Source organism: Blautia sp. AM23-13AC (assembly GCF_003435675.1).
Classification (GTDB): Bacteria; Bacillota; Clostridia; order Lachnospirales; family Lachnospiraceae; genus Fusicatenibacter; species Fusicatenibacter saccharivorans.
Window position 1 is genome coordinate 105,380 of record NZ_QTUL01000008.1, and the last position, 16,001, is coordinate 121,380.

15 protein-coding genes are annotated in these 16,001 nt (G+C 46.0%); 2 read left to right on the plus strand and 13 right to left on the minus strand.

Annotated features, from left to right (window positions below):
- Positions 1–120: 120 nt before the first annotated feature.
- The 11 genes from DW642_RS10475 to DW642_RS10530 all read right to left on the minus strand — a co-directional run bounded on the left by DW642_RS10475 (position 121) and on the right by DW642_RS10530 (position 10,713).
- Positions 121–357 (minus strand): DUF6061 family protein, encoded by a 237-nt coding sequence (locus DW642_RS10475; RefSeq protein ID WP_004843528.1) that lies wholly within the window; start codon positions 355–357, stop codon positions 121–123.
- Between the two features lie 291 nt (positions 358–648).
- Positions 649–834: a DUF6440 family protein gene (locus DW642_RS10480; protein ID WP_055267402.1), complete on the minus strand. Its 186-nt coding sequence runs from the start codon at positions 832–834 to the stop codon at positions 649–651.
- A gap of 234 nt (positions 835–1,068) precedes the next feature.
- Positions 1,069–3,114 carry a lysine--tRNA ligase gene (gene lysS / locus DW642_RS10490; protein WP_117510126.1) on the minus strand — a complete coding sequence of 682 codons (2,046 nt, stop codon included), beginning with the start codon at positions 3,112–3,114 and terminating at the stop codon, positions 1,069–1,071.
- A gap of 28 nt (positions 3,115–3,142) precedes the next feature.
- A complete protein-coding gene (greA, locus tag DW642_RS10495; protein ID WP_022461080.1) occupies positions 3,143–3,625 on the minus strand; it encodes a transcription elongation factor GreA in 483 nt (160 codons plus the stop codon).
- Between the two features lie 232 nt (positions 3,626–3,857).
- On the minus strand, positions 3,858–5,252 hold the full coding sequence (locus DW642_RS10500; protein ID WP_117510127.1) for an MATE family efflux transporter: 1,395 nt from the start codon (positions 5,250–5,252) through the stop codon (positions 3,858–3,860).
- Between the two features lie 120 nt (positions 5,253–5,372).
- A complete protein-coding gene (gene dusB, locus DW642_RS10505; protein ID WP_242991169.1) occupies positions 5,373–6,371 on the minus strand; it encodes a tRNA dihydrouridine synthase DusB in 999 nt (332 codons plus the stop codon).
- Positions 6,361–6,744, minus strand: a complete 384-nt coding sequence (locus DW642_RS10510) for a DUF6145 family protein (protein WP_117510128.1) — start codon at positions 6,742–6,744, stop codon at positions 6,361–6,363. The genes dusB and DW642_RS10510 overlap by 11 nt, the downstream gene beginning before the upstream one ends.
- Positions 6,745–6,776: 32 nt before the next feature.
- Complete coding sequence (locus tag DW642_RS10515) at positions 6,777–7,769, minus strand: biotin--[acetyl-CoA-carboxylase] ligase (RefSeq protein ID WP_117510129.1); 993 nt, start codon at positions 7,767–7,769, stop codon at positions 6,777–6,779.
- Between the two features lie 166 nt (positions 7,770–7,935).
- Positions 7,936–8,925, minus strand: a complete 990-nt coding sequence (argF, locus tag DW642_RS10520) for an ornithine carbamoyltransferase (RefSeq protein ID WP_117510130.1) — start codon at positions 8,923–8,925, stop codon at positions 7,936–7,938.
- Between the two features lie 355 nt (positions 8,926–9,280).
- Positions 9,281–10,249, minus strand: a complete 969-nt coding sequence (locus tag DW642_RS10525) for an SPFH domain-containing protein (protein ID WP_117510131.1) — start codon at positions 10,247–10,249, stop codon at positions 9,281–9,283.
- Positions 10,246–10,713, minus strand: a complete 468-nt coding sequence (locus DW642_RS10530; protein WP_117510132.1) for an NfeD family protein — start codon at positions 10,711–10,713, stop codon at positions 10,246–10,248. The genes DW642_RS10525 and DW642_RS10530 overlap by 4 nt, the downstream gene beginning before the upstream one ends.
- A gap of 563 nt (positions 10,714–11,276) precedes the next feature.
- Here DW642_RS10530 and DW642_RS10540 point away from each other — a divergent pair.
- Positions 11,277–12,299: a stealth family protein gene (locus DW642_RS10540; RefSeq protein ID WP_117510134.1), complete on the plus strand. Its 1,023-nt coding sequence runs from the start codon at positions 11,277–11,279 to the stop codon at positions 12,297–12,299.
- 162 nt (positions 12,300–12,461) lie between these two features.
- A complete protein-coding gene (locus DW642_RS10545; RefSeq protein WP_117510135.1) occupies positions 12,462–12,842 on the plus strand; it encodes a hypothetical protein in 381 nt (126 codons plus the stop codon).
- 145 nt (positions 12,843–12,987) lie between these two features.
- Here the strand turns inward: DW642_RS10545 and DW642_RS10550 are convergent, their stop codons facing one another.
- Positions 12,988–14,757 carry a peptidase domain-containing ABC transporter gene (locus tag DW642_RS10550; RefSeq protein WP_117510136.1) on the minus strand — a complete coding sequence of 590 codons (1,770 nt, stop codon included), beginning with the start codon at positions 14,755–14,757 and terminating at the stop codon, positions 12,988–12,990.
- Complete coding sequence (locus DW642_RS10555; RefSeq protein ID WP_117510137.1) at positions 14,754–16,001, minus strand: PqqD family protein; 1,248 nt, start codon at positions 15,999–16,001, stop codon at positions 14,754–14,756. The genes DW642_RS10550 and DW642_RS10555 overlap by 4 nt, the downstream gene beginning before the upstream one ends.

Below are 16,001 nucleotides of genomic sequence, written 5' to 3' on the forward strand. Positions count from 1 at the left end.
GAGACACCTCCTCTAAGAACATATTCTTTTGGTTAAAATTGATTATAAAGATACTTTTATTTCAGTATATTCGCTATATTGATGGGATATATATTTGCATATTATTTATATGGATAAGGATTATAACTCTAGTGAGTCTTCTGCATCTACCCACATCTGTAAATTACCCTCAAGATATAATCTTGCATATTCCAAAGGCTCATCCACAGCCAATGAAGTAAGCGCACATTCTGATCCGTATGTGGTTTTTAGATTTTTTTCAGCTTTCCAGCAATCAATGCGAAGCATATATCCGGCACTTGTGTAAACATCAATACTATCGTGATTTATGTTGTATTCTGCATAAATTGTTCTCATCGTATCTTATCTCCATTTTCTTTTAATAATCAGTTATAGAGTTAAATATCGAAAACATTTCAATCAGTTCACCATGTCGTTATTGTTATACTGTGTTATGAAATTTTCTTTCCCTTATTTTTTCCCATATTAAGGTTCATGAAAACCAATGTGAGAATATAACACAAGGGAAAGAGTAAGGGAAAGCTCACTTGCTACAAACTTAGTATTTTCAAGGGTTTGCGAAGAATTTGATAATTAAATATAACAGTTATTAAATTTCCTAAAATATGTGAAATATCAACTTTAATTTTACTTAGTAACTATGACTTTTCCTTCAGAATCCAGAAGAGGTGTAATACCAGCCCCGTATCCAGATTTCCAACAAAGATAATTAACTCCAGTCTCCTTATCTACAAGAATTTGTCGAATCCCTTCATCTTTAAGCGAACTTCCATCTCTAAATATAACTTCAAATCTTTCTTCTTTCTTCGCCATGTTTATTCCTCCTCGTTAAGCATTAAATACCGATTTGCATTTCCATTCATTTTAGAAAATGGGCAACTCCGATTGGAATTGCCCACTCATTGCACTAATTATGCGATTTTTTCTTGCTTGCACCGATTTCTGCATCAATTGATGTAAGTTTGATGTAAATCGCTGTTTTTTTAGTTTTTTATCAAATGAAGTACGTCCCGTCTATTTGGTAAAACGGTACATCTTTACATCATCTTAATAGAGCTTAGCACCTGCTGGGATTCTGTCATTTACCATCAGAAGGTTCAGTCCCTCGTGACCATCTTCCTCGTGTACTGCTGAAATCAGCATACCCTCGGAATCAATTCCCATCATCTTTCTCGGTGGCAGGTTCACGATAGCGATTGCTGTCTTACCAACCAGTTCTTCCGGCTCGTAATACTCATGAATACCGCTTAAGATCACGCGATCCTTGCGTTCTCCATCATCCAGTACAAACTTCAGAAGCTTTTTGGATTTCGGAACTGCTTCACAAGCCAGAATCTTAACTGCACGGAAATCAGATTTTGCAAATGTATCGAAATCTACCATCTCTTCAAAGATTGGTTCAATCTTCACATTGGAGAAATCAACCTTCTCAGCTACTTTTGTCTCTGCCGGAGCTGCTGCACCAGACTGAGCTGCGTTGTTTGCTTCGTTCTTAGCAGCGCCCTGTGATTTCATTGTCGGGAAGAGCAGCACGTCTCTGATTGCCTCAGCTCCTGTCAGAAGCATACACATACGGTCAATGCCGAATCCAATACCACCGGTCGGCGGCATACCGATCTCCAATGCGTTCATGAAGTCTTCATCTGTTGTATTGGCTTCATCATCGCCCTGTGCAAGCAGTTCTTCCTGGGCTTTAAAACGTTCTCTCTGGTCGATCGGATCGTTCAGCTCAGAATAAGCATTTGCCATTTCCCATCCATTCATGAAGAACTCGAAACGCTCTACATATTCCGGATTTTCTGGCTTTTTCTTCGTCAGCGGCGAGATCTCAACCGGGTGGTCCATAACGAACGTCGGCTGAAGCAGATGCTCCTCTACAAACTCCTCAAAGAAGAGATTCAGGATATCACCTTTTTTATGTCTCTCTTCAAACTCAATATTATGCTCTTTTGCAAGTTCTCTTGCCTGCTCCAGAGTCTCAACTTCATTCCAGTCAACGCCTGCGTACTTCTTCACTGCGTCAACCATTGTGATACGCTCGAACGGCTTGCCGAGATCCATCGGGATTCCCTTGTATACGATCTGTGTCGTTCCGAGCACTTCCTGTGCGACAAAACGATACAGGTTTTCTGTCAGATCCATCATGCCGTGGTAATCTGTAAATGCCTGGTAAAGCTCCATCAGAGTGAACTCCGGGTTATGTCTTGTATCAAGACCCTCATTACGGAATACACGTCCGATCTCATATACCTTCTCGAGTCCTCCGACGATCAGTCTCTTCAGGTACAGCTCAAGGGAAATACGAAGCTTCAGATCTTCGTTCAGGGCATTGAAATGTGTCTCGAACGGTCTTGCTGCTGCTCCACCTGCGTTCTGTACAAGCATTGGAGTCTCAACTTCCATGAATCCTTCTCCGCTTAAGTACTTGCGGATCGCACTGAGAATCTTGGAACGCTTGATAAAGGTATCTTTAGACTCTGTATTCATGATCAGGTCTACATATCTCTGACGGTAACGGGTATCTACATCTGTCAGACCGTGGAACTTCTCCGGTAGGATCTGTAAGCTCTTGGAGAGGAGTGTCACCTTCTCTGCATGGATAGAAATCTCACCTGTTCTTGTTCTGAAAGCAAATCCTTCCACTCCGAAGATATCACCGATATCAGATTTTTTAAAATCAGCGTAAGACTCTGTTCCGATCGCATCTCTTGCAACGTATACCTGGATGCTTCCCTGTAAATCCTGGATATTGCAGAAAGAGGCCTTGCCCATGACTCTCTTAAACATCATACGTCCTGCAATTGCCACATGGATCGGGCTTGCGTCCATGATATTTCTTCTCTCTTCGTAATCCTTTTTAAGAGCTTCTTTCGCCTGCTCCTCATCCATTCCCTCTACGTTCGGCTCCTGGCGGTCTTTTAACAGCTCAGTCTCATGTACCTCGTAAAGACCTTTCACCTCAAGCGAATGATGTGTCTGATCGAACTTTGTAATCTGGAACGGGTCTCTTCCGTTCTGCTGCAGCTCTGCAAGTTTCTCGCGGCGAACCTTCAGTAAGTGGTTAATGTCCTGTTCCTGTGTCTGCTGTGCCAATCTCTTCACTCCCTTTTCTTTGTATTTTTTAGATATTTCTCTGGATAGAAAGTACTTTGTACTGCATAATTCCGGCCGGTGTTTCTACATCGACAATATCATCCTTGTGCGCGCCGATCAGAGCTTTTCCTACCGGAGACTCATTGGAAATTTTTCCTTCCAGGCTGTTTGCCTCGGTGGAACCAACGATCTGGAACTCGATTTCTTCGTCATACTCCAGATCCAGTACGTCTACTTTACATCCGATATTGATCTTATCGGAATCTACTTCGTCCTCAACAACAACCTCTGCGTTTTTCAGGATTTTTTCGATCTCTTCAATTCTTGCCTCGATGTCACGCTGCTCATCTTTTGCTGCATCGTACTCGGCGTTCTCGGAAAGGTCTCCCTGCTCTCTTGCTTCTTTGATTTTACCGGCAATTTCTCTACGTTTGTTTACTTTGAGGTCATGAAGCTCGTCCTCCAGTTTTTTCAGGCCGGCATAGGTAAGAATCGTTTTTTTCTGTTCCATTTTATACACCCTTTCTATCGTTTCTGTATCCAGTCATATCTGATTTTATTCTGTAAACTCTCCGGAAATGCGCTGTATTTTCAGTATTCCCGGTTGAAATAAGGATAGACTCCGCCTATCCTAACAATTAAAGTAGTATAAAGGATTGCCCACGGAATGTCAAGAAAAAAAGAAACGCAGGAAAGATTTTCTTTTTCACAAATCCTTCCTGCATCTTTCTCTTATTTTTCCTTTATTTTTCGGATGAGCTTCCTGTCAGTGCTTTCTTTTTCCAATTTCCTTTTTTATAGAAAATCAGCGTCAGAAGCGCACCCATGCACCAGCTTACCAGCATGGAAATCCAGAGTACCTGATATCGTCCGTTGGGCAGCTCCGGCGTTCTGGTCAGAAAGGCCAGACCGTATGCCAGCGGCACACGGATTACAACGGTAACAACCATCGAAATCCACATCGGGGTCATCGTATCGCCTGCTCCACGCATGACGCCGGAAAGCGACTGTGTTACTGCCATGGCAATATAGCCGACCGCAAGGATCTTCATCATATTGGCACTTAATGTTACGAGCTCTGTGGTATTCGTAAAGATTCCCATCAGATGATGGCCGAAAATAACAATTAAAAGGGTAATAGTCGTTGAGGTTCCGACTGCAATCAGTGTTCCCTGTTTTGCACCCTGCTCTACGCGGTCCATACGGCGTGCGCCGACGTTCTGACCGGCATACGTTGTCATCGCGGTACCAAACGAAAAGTTCGGCATCATTGCAAAGCCATCGACACGCATGATGATAACATTCGCGGCGATAACCATTTCACCGAAGCTGTTGGTCAGCGACTGTACGATAACCATCGCCATGGAGAAGATCGCCTGGGTAATACCGGACGGCAGACCAAGGCGGATAATTTCCATCGAATACTGTTTTTTCATTTTCAGGTATTTGGGTCTGAAATCAAAAATGTCGGTCATACGCATCAGACGCCACATGCAGAGTACTGCAGAAATTGCCTGCGCAATCACGGTCGCGTATGCAACTCCGGCAACGCCCATGTGGAACTGGGAAACGAATACAATATCCAATACAATGTTGATGACCGTTGCCACCAGCAGATAAATCAGCGCCGAAATCGAATCGCCGAGTCCGCGAAGGATACCACATAGAATGTTATAGTACGCACTGCCGGCACAGCCCACCATCAGGATCACCAGATACGATGTACACCAGTCGATGATGGAATCCGGTGTTTTCAGCATTTCCAGCAGCGGCCTTGAGAGGACGGCTCCCAGAATCATAATAATGATGGAGGAAATTGCTGTCAGCGTGACGCAGTTTCCGATCGTCATCGAAAGCTCTTTTCTTTGTTTTGCTCCAAAATACTGTGACACCATGACGCCGGCGCCGACGGAAATTCCGACGAACAGAACCAGAAGCAGGTTTAAGATCGGGCTGGCGCTTCCAACTGCCGCAAGCGCATTGTCCCCGACATATTTTCCGATCACAATACTGTCAACCGTGTTGTAGAGCTGCTGGGCAATGTTGCCGATCAGCATAGGGATTGTAAAAGCTACAATCTTTTCCCACGGCTTTCCCACCGTCATGTCGGACGGTGCGAAAAGTTCCTTGATAGTCATACACTACACTCCCTCTTTAGTGTTTTTTGTCCCAATACCTCTGTTTATCAGTATAGCACAGAAAAAGCACCCATGATATATCAATATTGGCATATCATAGGTACTTTTTTGACTTATTTTTTATCCTCGTTCCCACTCATTCAGCATCTGTTCCAGCGCCTGCAGGCTCTCCACCTGATTGATCGCCGCGCGCAGCTTTGCCGAGTGCGGAAAGCCTGCCGTATACCATGCAACATGCTTGCGCATCTCGCGGATGCCGATCGCGCCGCCTTTGTATTCCACCTGCATCCGTGCATGGCGGAGCATCATTTCTTTTACCTCATGCTGGGTCGGCCTTGCAAGCGTTTCGCCTGTTTCCATATAATGAAGAATCTGTTTAAAAATCCACGGATTTCCTTCCGCGCCGCGTCCGATCATGATTCCGTCACAGCCGGTCTGCTCCACCAGTGCCTCGGCACTTGCCGCATCTGTCACATCGCCGTTTCCGATAACCGGAATCGATACTGCCTCTTTTACCCGGCGGATAATATCCCAGTCTGCTTTTCCGGAATAAAACTGCGCTCTCGTTCTTCCATGAACCGCAATTGCGGCCACTCCGCAGTCCTCGAGGATCTTCGCAATTTCCACAGCATTCGCCGATTCTTCGTTAAAGCCCTTTCGAATCTTTACGGTTACAGGCTTTTTCACTGCCTTTACCATGCTTGTCACGATTTCCCTCACCAGATGCGGATCCTTCATAAGGGCCGAGCCTTCGCCGTTATTGACAACCTTTGGCACCGGACAGCCCATGTTAAAATCCAGAATATCAAACGGCCTTTCTTCGATCTGAGCGGCAATCTGCCCCAAAATCTCCGGATCACTGCCGAAAAGCTGCAGGGACACCGGATGCTCACCCGGATCGATCGTCATCAGATCCTCGGTATTTTTATTCTTATATAAAATTGCCTTCGCGCTCACCATTTCCATACAGATCAGGCCCGCGCCCTGCTCCTTGCACAGAACACGAAACGGCAGATCCGTCACCCCCGCCATCGGTGCAAGCACGAGTGGGTTTGGCATCTCCACGTTTCCGATTTTCAGTGGCGGCATCTTTTGCAGTGTACGTTTCTTATTTTCCATTCGGCTTCTCTCCGTCCTCTTCCATCAGCGCCTCCTCCGGCACCTCCTCACCGAGGAAGAAGACACGGTAATACAGCTCCAGGGATTCCAGCAGCTCCTTTTTTTCTTCCTGATACTGCTTAATCCGAAGCGCGCCGCCGATCTCGTCGTACATCGCATCTGCGTCTACGGCCTCTGTTTCAAACTGCAGACTTCCGTCGCTGTCGAACCACATGGTAAAAATACCGCCGATTTCCACCGTAAACATAACACACATGACATGAAGCTCATCCTGCACAGACTGTGGCAGGGATGCAAAATCCTGGTTAAAATAATATTTCTGTTCGTATGCACTTGCTCCGCAGAGCACTACTTTTTCATTATCTGAATACATAATTTTTCCTTTCTCTTCCTTTTCCGGTCTCTCTATACGTAGCTGTATAAGCCTCGCACCGAAACCTCGCCGGAATGCACCTCAGTGATCGTTCCGTCCTCTTTTTGCACGCGCAGCTCACCGGTCGGCGTGATGCCAAGTGCAACGCCCTCGAACGGTTCCTTCGGATCGAGTACACGCACCGGCTGGTCTTTGTTTGCAAGCACAGCCTCATATGCTTCCTTCAGCCCGGAGAGATCCCCTGCTTCCAGGAATTTTTCATAGTCCTCCTCAAATGCCTCCAGCACTGCTGCGACCACTTTCGCCCGGTTGACGGAATGACCCATTTCTATCGCCAGTGAGGTCGCAATCTCCGCGATTTCTTCCGGAAATTCCATCTGATTGACATTGATTCCGGTTCCGATGACAACATAATTGATGTAATCGATCTGTGCACTCATCTCTGTCAGGATCCCACAGAGCTTTTTCCCATTCAGCACCGCGTCGTTCGGCCATTTGATTTTCGTATCGACACCGAGCGCTTTTTGCACACCCTGCACTACGGCAAGTCCCATTACAATCGTCAGCATCGGTGCTTTGGCCGGCTCAAGATCCGGGTACAGCAGAATCGACATCGAAACAGAGGTTCCCTCCGGTGATTTCCAGACTCTGCCGCGGCGGCCTTTTCCGGCAGTCTGCGTCTCGGCTGTTGTCAGGGTGCCGTTCGGCGCACCCTCTTCCGCCAGCCGCTTCGCCCACGTGTTTGTCGAATCCACCTCGCGGCTGTAATAAACCGTCTGTCCGACATATTTCGTATGCGTGCGGCTTTCCAGCTCATCCTTCGTTACGAGATCCGGCTCATTTAACAGACGGTATCCCTTATTCTGAACAGCCTCAATTTCGTATCCTTCTTCTTTCAACTGATTCATCATCTTCCATACTGCGGTGCGGGAAATCCCAAAATGTTCACACAGCTCCTGTCCGGAAACATTTTTTCCGGATTCCCGCAGAAGACGCAGCGTCTCGGCTCTCTTATTTTCCAGCATATCGTATCTTCACACTCCTCGTGTCGCTTTCTCACATAAGAAGCACGCTTTCTTCGTTTCGTAAAATCAACAGCAGCGCTGCGGAAGAGTTTTCCGCAGCGCTGCTGTGCGTGTTTCTTCGTTATTCTATTATACACAGTCTATTCCGGTTTTTCCACCCAAAACTTTATGCTCCGAGGGTCGCTGCCATAACTGCTTTGATCGTATGCATACGGTTCTCTGCTTCTTCGAATACTCTCGACTGCGCAGATTCAAATACTTCATCGGTTACTTCCATCTCATTCAGGCCGTAGCGGTCGTGGATCTCTTTTCCGATCTTTGTTTTCAAATCGTGGAAGGACGGCAGACAGTGCAGGAATACGGCGGTATCTTTTGCATTTGCCATTGCTTCTTTTGTGACACGGTACGGAGTCAGATCGTGGATTCTCTCTTCCCATACGCTGTCCGGCTCACCCATAGATACCCAGACATCGGTGTAGATAACATCGGCATCTTTTGTTCCCTCTTTTACATCCTCGGTGAGGGTGATGGTTGCACCGCTCTCCTTTGCATACTCCTCACACTGAGCCACAAGCTCTGCGTTCGGGAAGTATTTCTTCGGTGCACAGACCACAAAATCCATTCCCATCTTGGCAGATGCAATCATCAGGGAATTTCCCATATTGTAGCGGGCGTCGCCCATGTAAACGAATTTGATGCCTTTTAAATGGCCGAATTCTTCCTGGATCGTCAGCATGTCGGCAAGCATCTGGGTCGGATGATACTCATTCGTCAGTCCGTTCCATACCGGAACTTTCGAATATTTTGCCAGTTCTTCTACAATCTCCTGACCGAATCCACGATACTCAATTCCCTCATACATACCGGCAAGAACACGGGCTGTATCTTTAATGCTCTCTTTTTTGCCGATCTGGGAACCGATCGGATCCAGATACGTTGTTCCCATACCGAGATCGTGTGCAGCTACCTCGAAGGAACAGCGGGTTCTGGTGCTGGTTTTCTCAAAAATCAGTGCAACGTTTTTACCACGCAGGGTATCCACCGGAATGCCTTTCTTTTTCTTCTCCTTCAGCTCTGCGGACAGGTCCAGCAGATAGGCAATCTCTTCCGGTGTAAAATCCTTCAATGTCAGAAAATCGCGTCCTTTTAAATCCATGGCTTGTTCCTCCTTATATCTGCATATGGTGTATTTTATTATTTCCTATACTGTGATGTTGGGTCAAAAGGTTTTTTGCCCCTTGGTTTCCTTGAATATTCTCTATTATGAAACAGGCCTGTTCATCTGTCAAGAGGAAAATGTATATTTTTGCGTATTTTCTTTATAATATTCATATAATATGCATTTTTATGCACTTTAAAAACACTCTCTTTCCATTTTTCCCGTTATCACGGCTGTCACCGGGGGCTCTTGTAACTGCGGACTTTTGTTCGCTGTCCATGAAAAATCTCCCACATCCGGCATCACGCTTTCTGTGGGAGAATTCTCTTTTTCTTATCGATTTATCTCTATTTTACTTCTGCACTTCTTTTCCTGCCGGCACTTTCTGCTCCTCCACAATACCTTTGAATGTGGTAGCCAGACTTGCCAGTCCCTGCAGATCGGACGGAACAACAATCTTTGTTGCCTTTCCATTTGCCAGAACGCCAAGTGCCTCAAGGCTCTTTAAGGTAAGAACGGCATCGTCCGCACCGGCTTCTTTGATCGCACGGATACCATCGGCATTTGCCTGCTGTACTTTGAGGATTGCCTCTGCCTGGCCTTCTGCCTCACGGATCCGTTTCTCTTTTTCTGCCTCTGCACGAAGAATCGCCGCCTGTTTTTCAGCCTCTGCATCGAGGATGGCCGACTGTTTTTTACCTTCGGCAACAAGGATGGTCGATTTTTTCTCTCCTTCTGCAATCAGGATTGCTTCACGGCGTTCACGCTCTGCCTTCATCTGTTTCTCCATTGCTTCCTGGATGGCTGCCGGAGGCATAATGTTTTTCAGCTCGACACGGTTTACTTTAATTCCCCACGGATCGGTCGCGATATCAAGCGCAGCCTGCATCTTCGTGTTGATGATCTCACGGGATGTCAGCGTTTCATCGAGCTCCAGATCTCCAATGATATTTCGAAGCGTTGTTGCCGTCAGGTTTTCAATTGCCATCAGCGGATTGACAACACCGTATGCAAACAGCTTCGGATCGGTAATCTGAAAGAATACAACGGTATCAATCTGCATCGTAACATTATCTTTTGTGATAACCGGCTGCGGCGGGAAATCCACCACCTGCTCTTTCAGGTTTACGCGAATCGCTACACGCTCGATAAACGGAACCTTAAAATGAAGACCGGTTGCCCAGGTGTCCTTGTATTTTCCAAGGCTCTCTACCACGTAAGCACTGGCCTGCGGTACAATTTTCACACACGATGCTGCGATAAACAATGCAACCACAAGAAGCAAAATCAATAAAATTCCTGCAACTCCTCCACCACTCATGTTTCATTTCCTCCTTCTTTTTCTTTGACCTTTACAATCAGCTTGACGCCTTCCACACGGAGCACCGTAACGACTGCATCCACGGGAATCGTACCTCCTTCGTTCTCTGTACGCGCAGTCCACATGTTTCCTCCAAGCGAAACCTTTCCGGTTCCCGCAAGATTGGAGATTTCCTCCGTCACGACTCCTTCCATGCCAACCACACGGTCCACGTTCGTCTTCAGTGTATCCTTATTCAGAAAGCGAACGGCAAGCGGACGTGTAAAAAACAGAAGTACCAGCGATACAACAAGAAACAGTACAATTTGAATTACAATCCCGGCTCCACACATGGCAGCGATCAAAGCAACAAGCGCCCCACCTGCAAACCAGATCGTCGCAAGACCAAGTGTTGCTGCTTCAATCACTAAAAAAACGACGAGTGCGATCAGCCAATAAACCGGCAGGTAAGCTGTAATACCCATGCGTTTTTCCCCCTTTCTGAAAAAATTGGCTGTTGTATTCATCATACTATAATGATGAAAAAATAACAAGCAAAGTTAAAAACATTCAGAAAAAAGAAAGATTTGTCAGGAATCATCTACAGACTGTCAATTCCAAGCCGGGACATGAAAACGAGGATAGCTGACAAAAAACCATATGCGTGAATACGTAAAAATAATACGAGGGTGAAGCTCAATAGTTTCCAGAATACCGATTTGATTTGAACTGCGTAATGCAGGCAATTCCGTATCGTCAGGGTTTTTCGAACAAACGGATCTGACCCATACTGTTTCAGCAGCTTTCTGACCACAGAAACATTTTTTCCTTCATATGTCATCTCTTCCTTCGCCAGATACATTGCACCAATCACCAGGTGAAACAGCATCAGGTCGCCATAATATACAGAACGTCAACCTTCTTTCACCACTCTTTCATTGTACGCCAGTACATGTTGTGATAAAATTATACAAATATCAGTTTTTGTAATTTTTTTAATATAATACAAACAAGCCACACATAACACTGTACGAAAGGATCACAGCAAATGAAAACTCCTAAAATTGATTTTGTGATTACATGGGTAGACGGGTCAGATCCTGTCTGGGACATGCAGCGGCAGGAAACCTTAAGAAAGCAGGGAATCTTTGTGGATGAATCTCTGGATAACAGTACCGCAAGATATCGCGACTGGGATATTTTGAAATACTGGTTCCGTGGTGTTGAAACATTTGCACCATGGGTCAACCAAATTCATTTTATAACCTATGGGCATCTGCCGAAATGGTTAAAGGAAGAGCATCCCAAACTGCATATTGTGCGGCACGAGGATTTTATTCCTGCGGAATTTCTTCCTACCTTTAGTTCCCATCCGATTGAGTGGAATTTTCATCGCATTGAATGGCTGACAGAAAATTTTGTTTATTTCAATGATGATATGTTTCTCATAAAAAAAGTTTCTCCGGAAGATTTTTTTAGAGACGAAAGACCTGTTGACATGCTTGCGCTTCAGCCAGATGTTGCAAATGCAGATGACCAGATTATGCCGTATGTCTATCTGAACAATGCGATGGTTCTCGCCAAATATTTCGATAAACGGGAAAATATGAAGAAACAGCCGGGCGCATATTTTCATCCCGGCTATCCGTTGATGTATTTCGGATATAATCTTCTGGAAATGGCATTTCCGCGGTTTACCGGATTTTATACCGTACACGGACCATCCCCGCTAAAAAAAGAGTCCTACCGTTTCTTCTGGAAAAACGAAGAAGAGCTTTTGCATCATGTCTGTTGCCATCCTTTCCGTCATAAAGAAGATATCAGCCAGTATGTTCTGCGGGAATATCAGAAGCTGATCGGAAATTTTGTTCCAAAGAATATTCATAAATTCTGCCGATACTTTAATCTGCAGCCGGAAAACCCGGAGCTGGTAAAGACGATTACGAAGCAGAAGTCAAAATGTATTTGTATCAACGACAGCAACTTTGAAATCCCATATGAAAAAGTAAAACAGGAATTAAACCATGCATTTTCTATCCTGTTTCCGGAAAAATCACAGTTTGAGAAATAAAAAACTGTTTTTCTGTTCGTTCACGTGACAGATTATAAAGCAACATGTATTTTAATTAAAATTGTAATTTTTTACCTCAGATCTATTGACATGTGTGTGATTTTATTTCTATAATAATTTTGTAATAAAAAGAATTTTCACAAGAAAGGAAATTACTGACCTATGACTAAAACTTATAAAAAACCTGTTGTCTCTATCGACACCGGAATGGCAGAAGGCGTTTATGCGGCAAGCGGCCAAGGAACTCTGAATGTTACTTACCACGGCGTGTGGGATCGCTGGGGCACAAATGGCGGTAAAGGTCTTGCAATGGCAGACTGGTCAGGTATTAACGGAACGATCACATTGAACATTACGTTCAACGACACGGTTGATCAGGCGGAAACGGATGATGCATCTGTACAGGCATCCTGCTCCGGAAAGACTGCTACGTTTACCTTTGCCAGCACAGCAACAAATCCGCTGACGATTGGTATCCATTTAAATCACGGAACCAGCATCGACGATCTGAAGATGACCGGCTTCACCTACTCGGTAAACTAAAAAGCAAACCTGCTCTAAAAACTTTGATAACTGTTCAGAGCCAGGTCTTGCGGTTGTTAGTGCTAAAATTACCGATTCATCTTCAGCAAGTTATCAAAAGAAAAAGCAATGAGGTGCGTCCCCATTGCTTTTTCTTTTTTTATCTTTAAAAATCCTTCTCCATCTCCGCGATCTCCGTTTCACCCACCACTTCGCACTTCTTATCCCGAATCGCATACACTCTCGTACAGATCCCGAGTACCGTAGGCCGATGTGTCGTTACAATGCAGGTTCGCGGATACGTATCCGTCATAATATTGTTCAGCACCTTCCTCTCTGTCGCCACATCAAGTGCTGAGGTTGCTTCATCCAGCAGCAAAATCGGTGATTTCCGAAGCAATGCGCGCGCAATCGAAAGCCGCTGTGCCTGCCCTTCTGAAAATCCGCCACCGCGTTCTTTCACCATACTCTCAATACCGTCTGGCAGTTTTTCCACAAAATCCCAGGCACATGCCAGTTTTAATGCTTCTATGATCTCCTCGTCTGTAGCTTCCGGCTTCACATTCCGCATATTTTCCGCTATTGTTCCCGAAAACATCGTGTTTCCCTGCGGCACGTAGGAAAACAGCTTTCGCGTAGACGGCGACAGGGCAAGCCTCTGCGATGGTTCCTCTCCTGCACCGATCCAGGCTTCCCCCTCCTGCGCACGCAGCAGGGACAAAATCAGGCGGAGCATGGTTGTTTTCCCCCCTCCCGACGGGCCAACCAGTGCAATAATCTCATGCGGCCACGCTTCCATCGAAGCATTCGAAAACACTTCCGTCCCTGTGTGATACGTATAGCAAAGATCCTGCATCTTAAGTCCGATGCCTCCCGACTGATATTTCTCCGCAAACCATTCTACTTCGCCATCCGCACTGTAATCCTCCTGCGGCATCTCTACGATATCCATCAAACGGCCGGCTGAAATGCCGAGTGATATCGCCGACGGCACAAGACTCACCAAAGAGTTGACCGCACCGGTCAGCGTACCGGAAAGGGACAGAAACATGGTCATCGTTCCATAGGAAATTGCTCCGCTCCAGACACGGTAAATTCCCCAGCCATAGCAGCTGTAGGAAACAACGTAGCTGATCAGCGTCATCAGAAGTGATGTTGCAATGGACATTTTCTGGAAATCGAGCCGCATTTTGATATAGTCCTGCTGCAGATTTTTCAAACGATTTACATAAAAACGGATCATATCGAATGCCTTAATCGTCTGAATGTTGGAAAATGCCTCCTGGTTGAAGCCGTACAGCTTCGCGCTCATCTGTGCGCTCCGCTGATTGTTGTTTGTCATACGCCGCAGCAGCGGGCGCGACAGCAGGGCACTGAACGGGATTCCGAGCAGTGCAAAGACTGCAAATGTCGGATCGTAATGAACAACAACTGCCAGTGCACTGATAAATTTTACCGTGTAAATCACAAGATTCGGCAGCCAGTTCAGAATACCTCCGGAAATGTTCGATGCGTCCGAGCTCCAGCGTGTAACCAGATCGCCCGTGTGATAAGTGGTTAAGGATTCCCAGTCCGTCACCAGAATTTTTTCAAAAATGTCATTCTGGATTTCCCGGTCTACTTTCAGGTTAATCATCGTCGAGGCATAACTGGTCGCCTGGGAAATCAGGGTATTTCCAAAGGAAAATCCTATCATCAGCGCAAAGGTCTGAATCAGCTTTCCTGTCTGGTGGCCTGTGATGATATCGACAAGATCCTTTGAGATCACACTCGATGCCAGTGAAACACCGGTTCCGAAAATGCCAAGCGCCGTATAAAAAAGCATGGCTTTCCAGTACCTTCTGGCGTACTGAAAAATCCAGCGAAATTCCTTCCACATCTTCTGCAGCATTTCTGCCTGAAGGTATTTCCCTATCTTCTGCCGAAGCTCCTTCATGATTCATCCTCCTGCGCCTGTTCCTTTGGAATCCTTTTTTTCATATTTTTCATACAATCGTCCGATCCTGCTTTCTGCCTTTTTTCATCCTCCTCGATCTGCCGCCGTATCGTTTCCGCCGCTGTGTCATTCTTTGTGCATCGCAGGAAGTAAACTGGCTTTTCCTTTGCAACCGCTTCTGCGAATTTTAAATTTTTTACCATCAGCTCTGCGGTCCAGGGTGGGGAAATCATGCGCTGCATCACGCGGAGCGTTTTCTGTTCTTCTGTCAGAGAAACCAGTTCTTCCGACGGCGCCTTTTCCAACAGTACAATTCCACCCAGCTCTTTTTTCTCCGTCGTAAAGATTTTTGATGTTCCGCACCACGGGATGCCATAGACAACGAATTTCTCTCCCTCTTTTCCGATCAGGTTCAGATCCCCGTTCAGAAACGGTGTCGCAAACAATTTTTTCCAGAGTGCCGTGTGGGTTGATTTTCCCATCCCCGACGGACCGGAAAACAGCCAGGCTTTTTCAAGATACAAAAGGGATGCCGAATGCAGTGCAAACATTCCCCTTCGCTGCGCCAGAAACAGAAATACCGGGCGGATTGCAAGGAAGAGGGAATCCTGCTCTTCCTCGTTGATAGGGCAGCGATAATAAATCCGCGCATAACTGCCGTCTTCTTTCATCCAGATTTCGTAAATATTCTTCAGTGTATCGAACCGGAAAACATAGCCCTCCTCCCAGATGGCAACCGTCAGATCCCTGTTGCGGATCAGAATGGTTCCATTCTGACGGCTCCCTGGCAGACGTTCTGCCAGTTCCAGGATAAGATCCGGGATTGCTTTCTCCGGATTTCCGCCATCTGTCATGCGAAATGCATCAAACTGCTTCGGAATGCATCCTTTTTCTCCATAGACTTCGATTTTTATTCCCGCAATATGCAGCCGCCCCTCACAGCTTCCCTTCGGACAGCCCAGTTCCCGGCGCACAGCGCCAAATACAAGCAGTTCCTGTACAAATGCCTCTATATCCTTCGCCAGTTCTCCCTGCTCCTCTTTTGGGATCTCATAATATGCGGCCATCTTGTCTGTCAGTGCTTCCACCGTCTGCGGCTGTTCCAGCATCTCCCATAACCTCAGAGCCGTTTCATTCAGTTCCATTCCACGCTTCTGGTCTGCAATTTTCTGTCCATAGGGCAAAAGATAAACGGTTTTTCCGATTTTCTGCAGCAGATATCCTTCCTGTCTTCTGATTCTCAT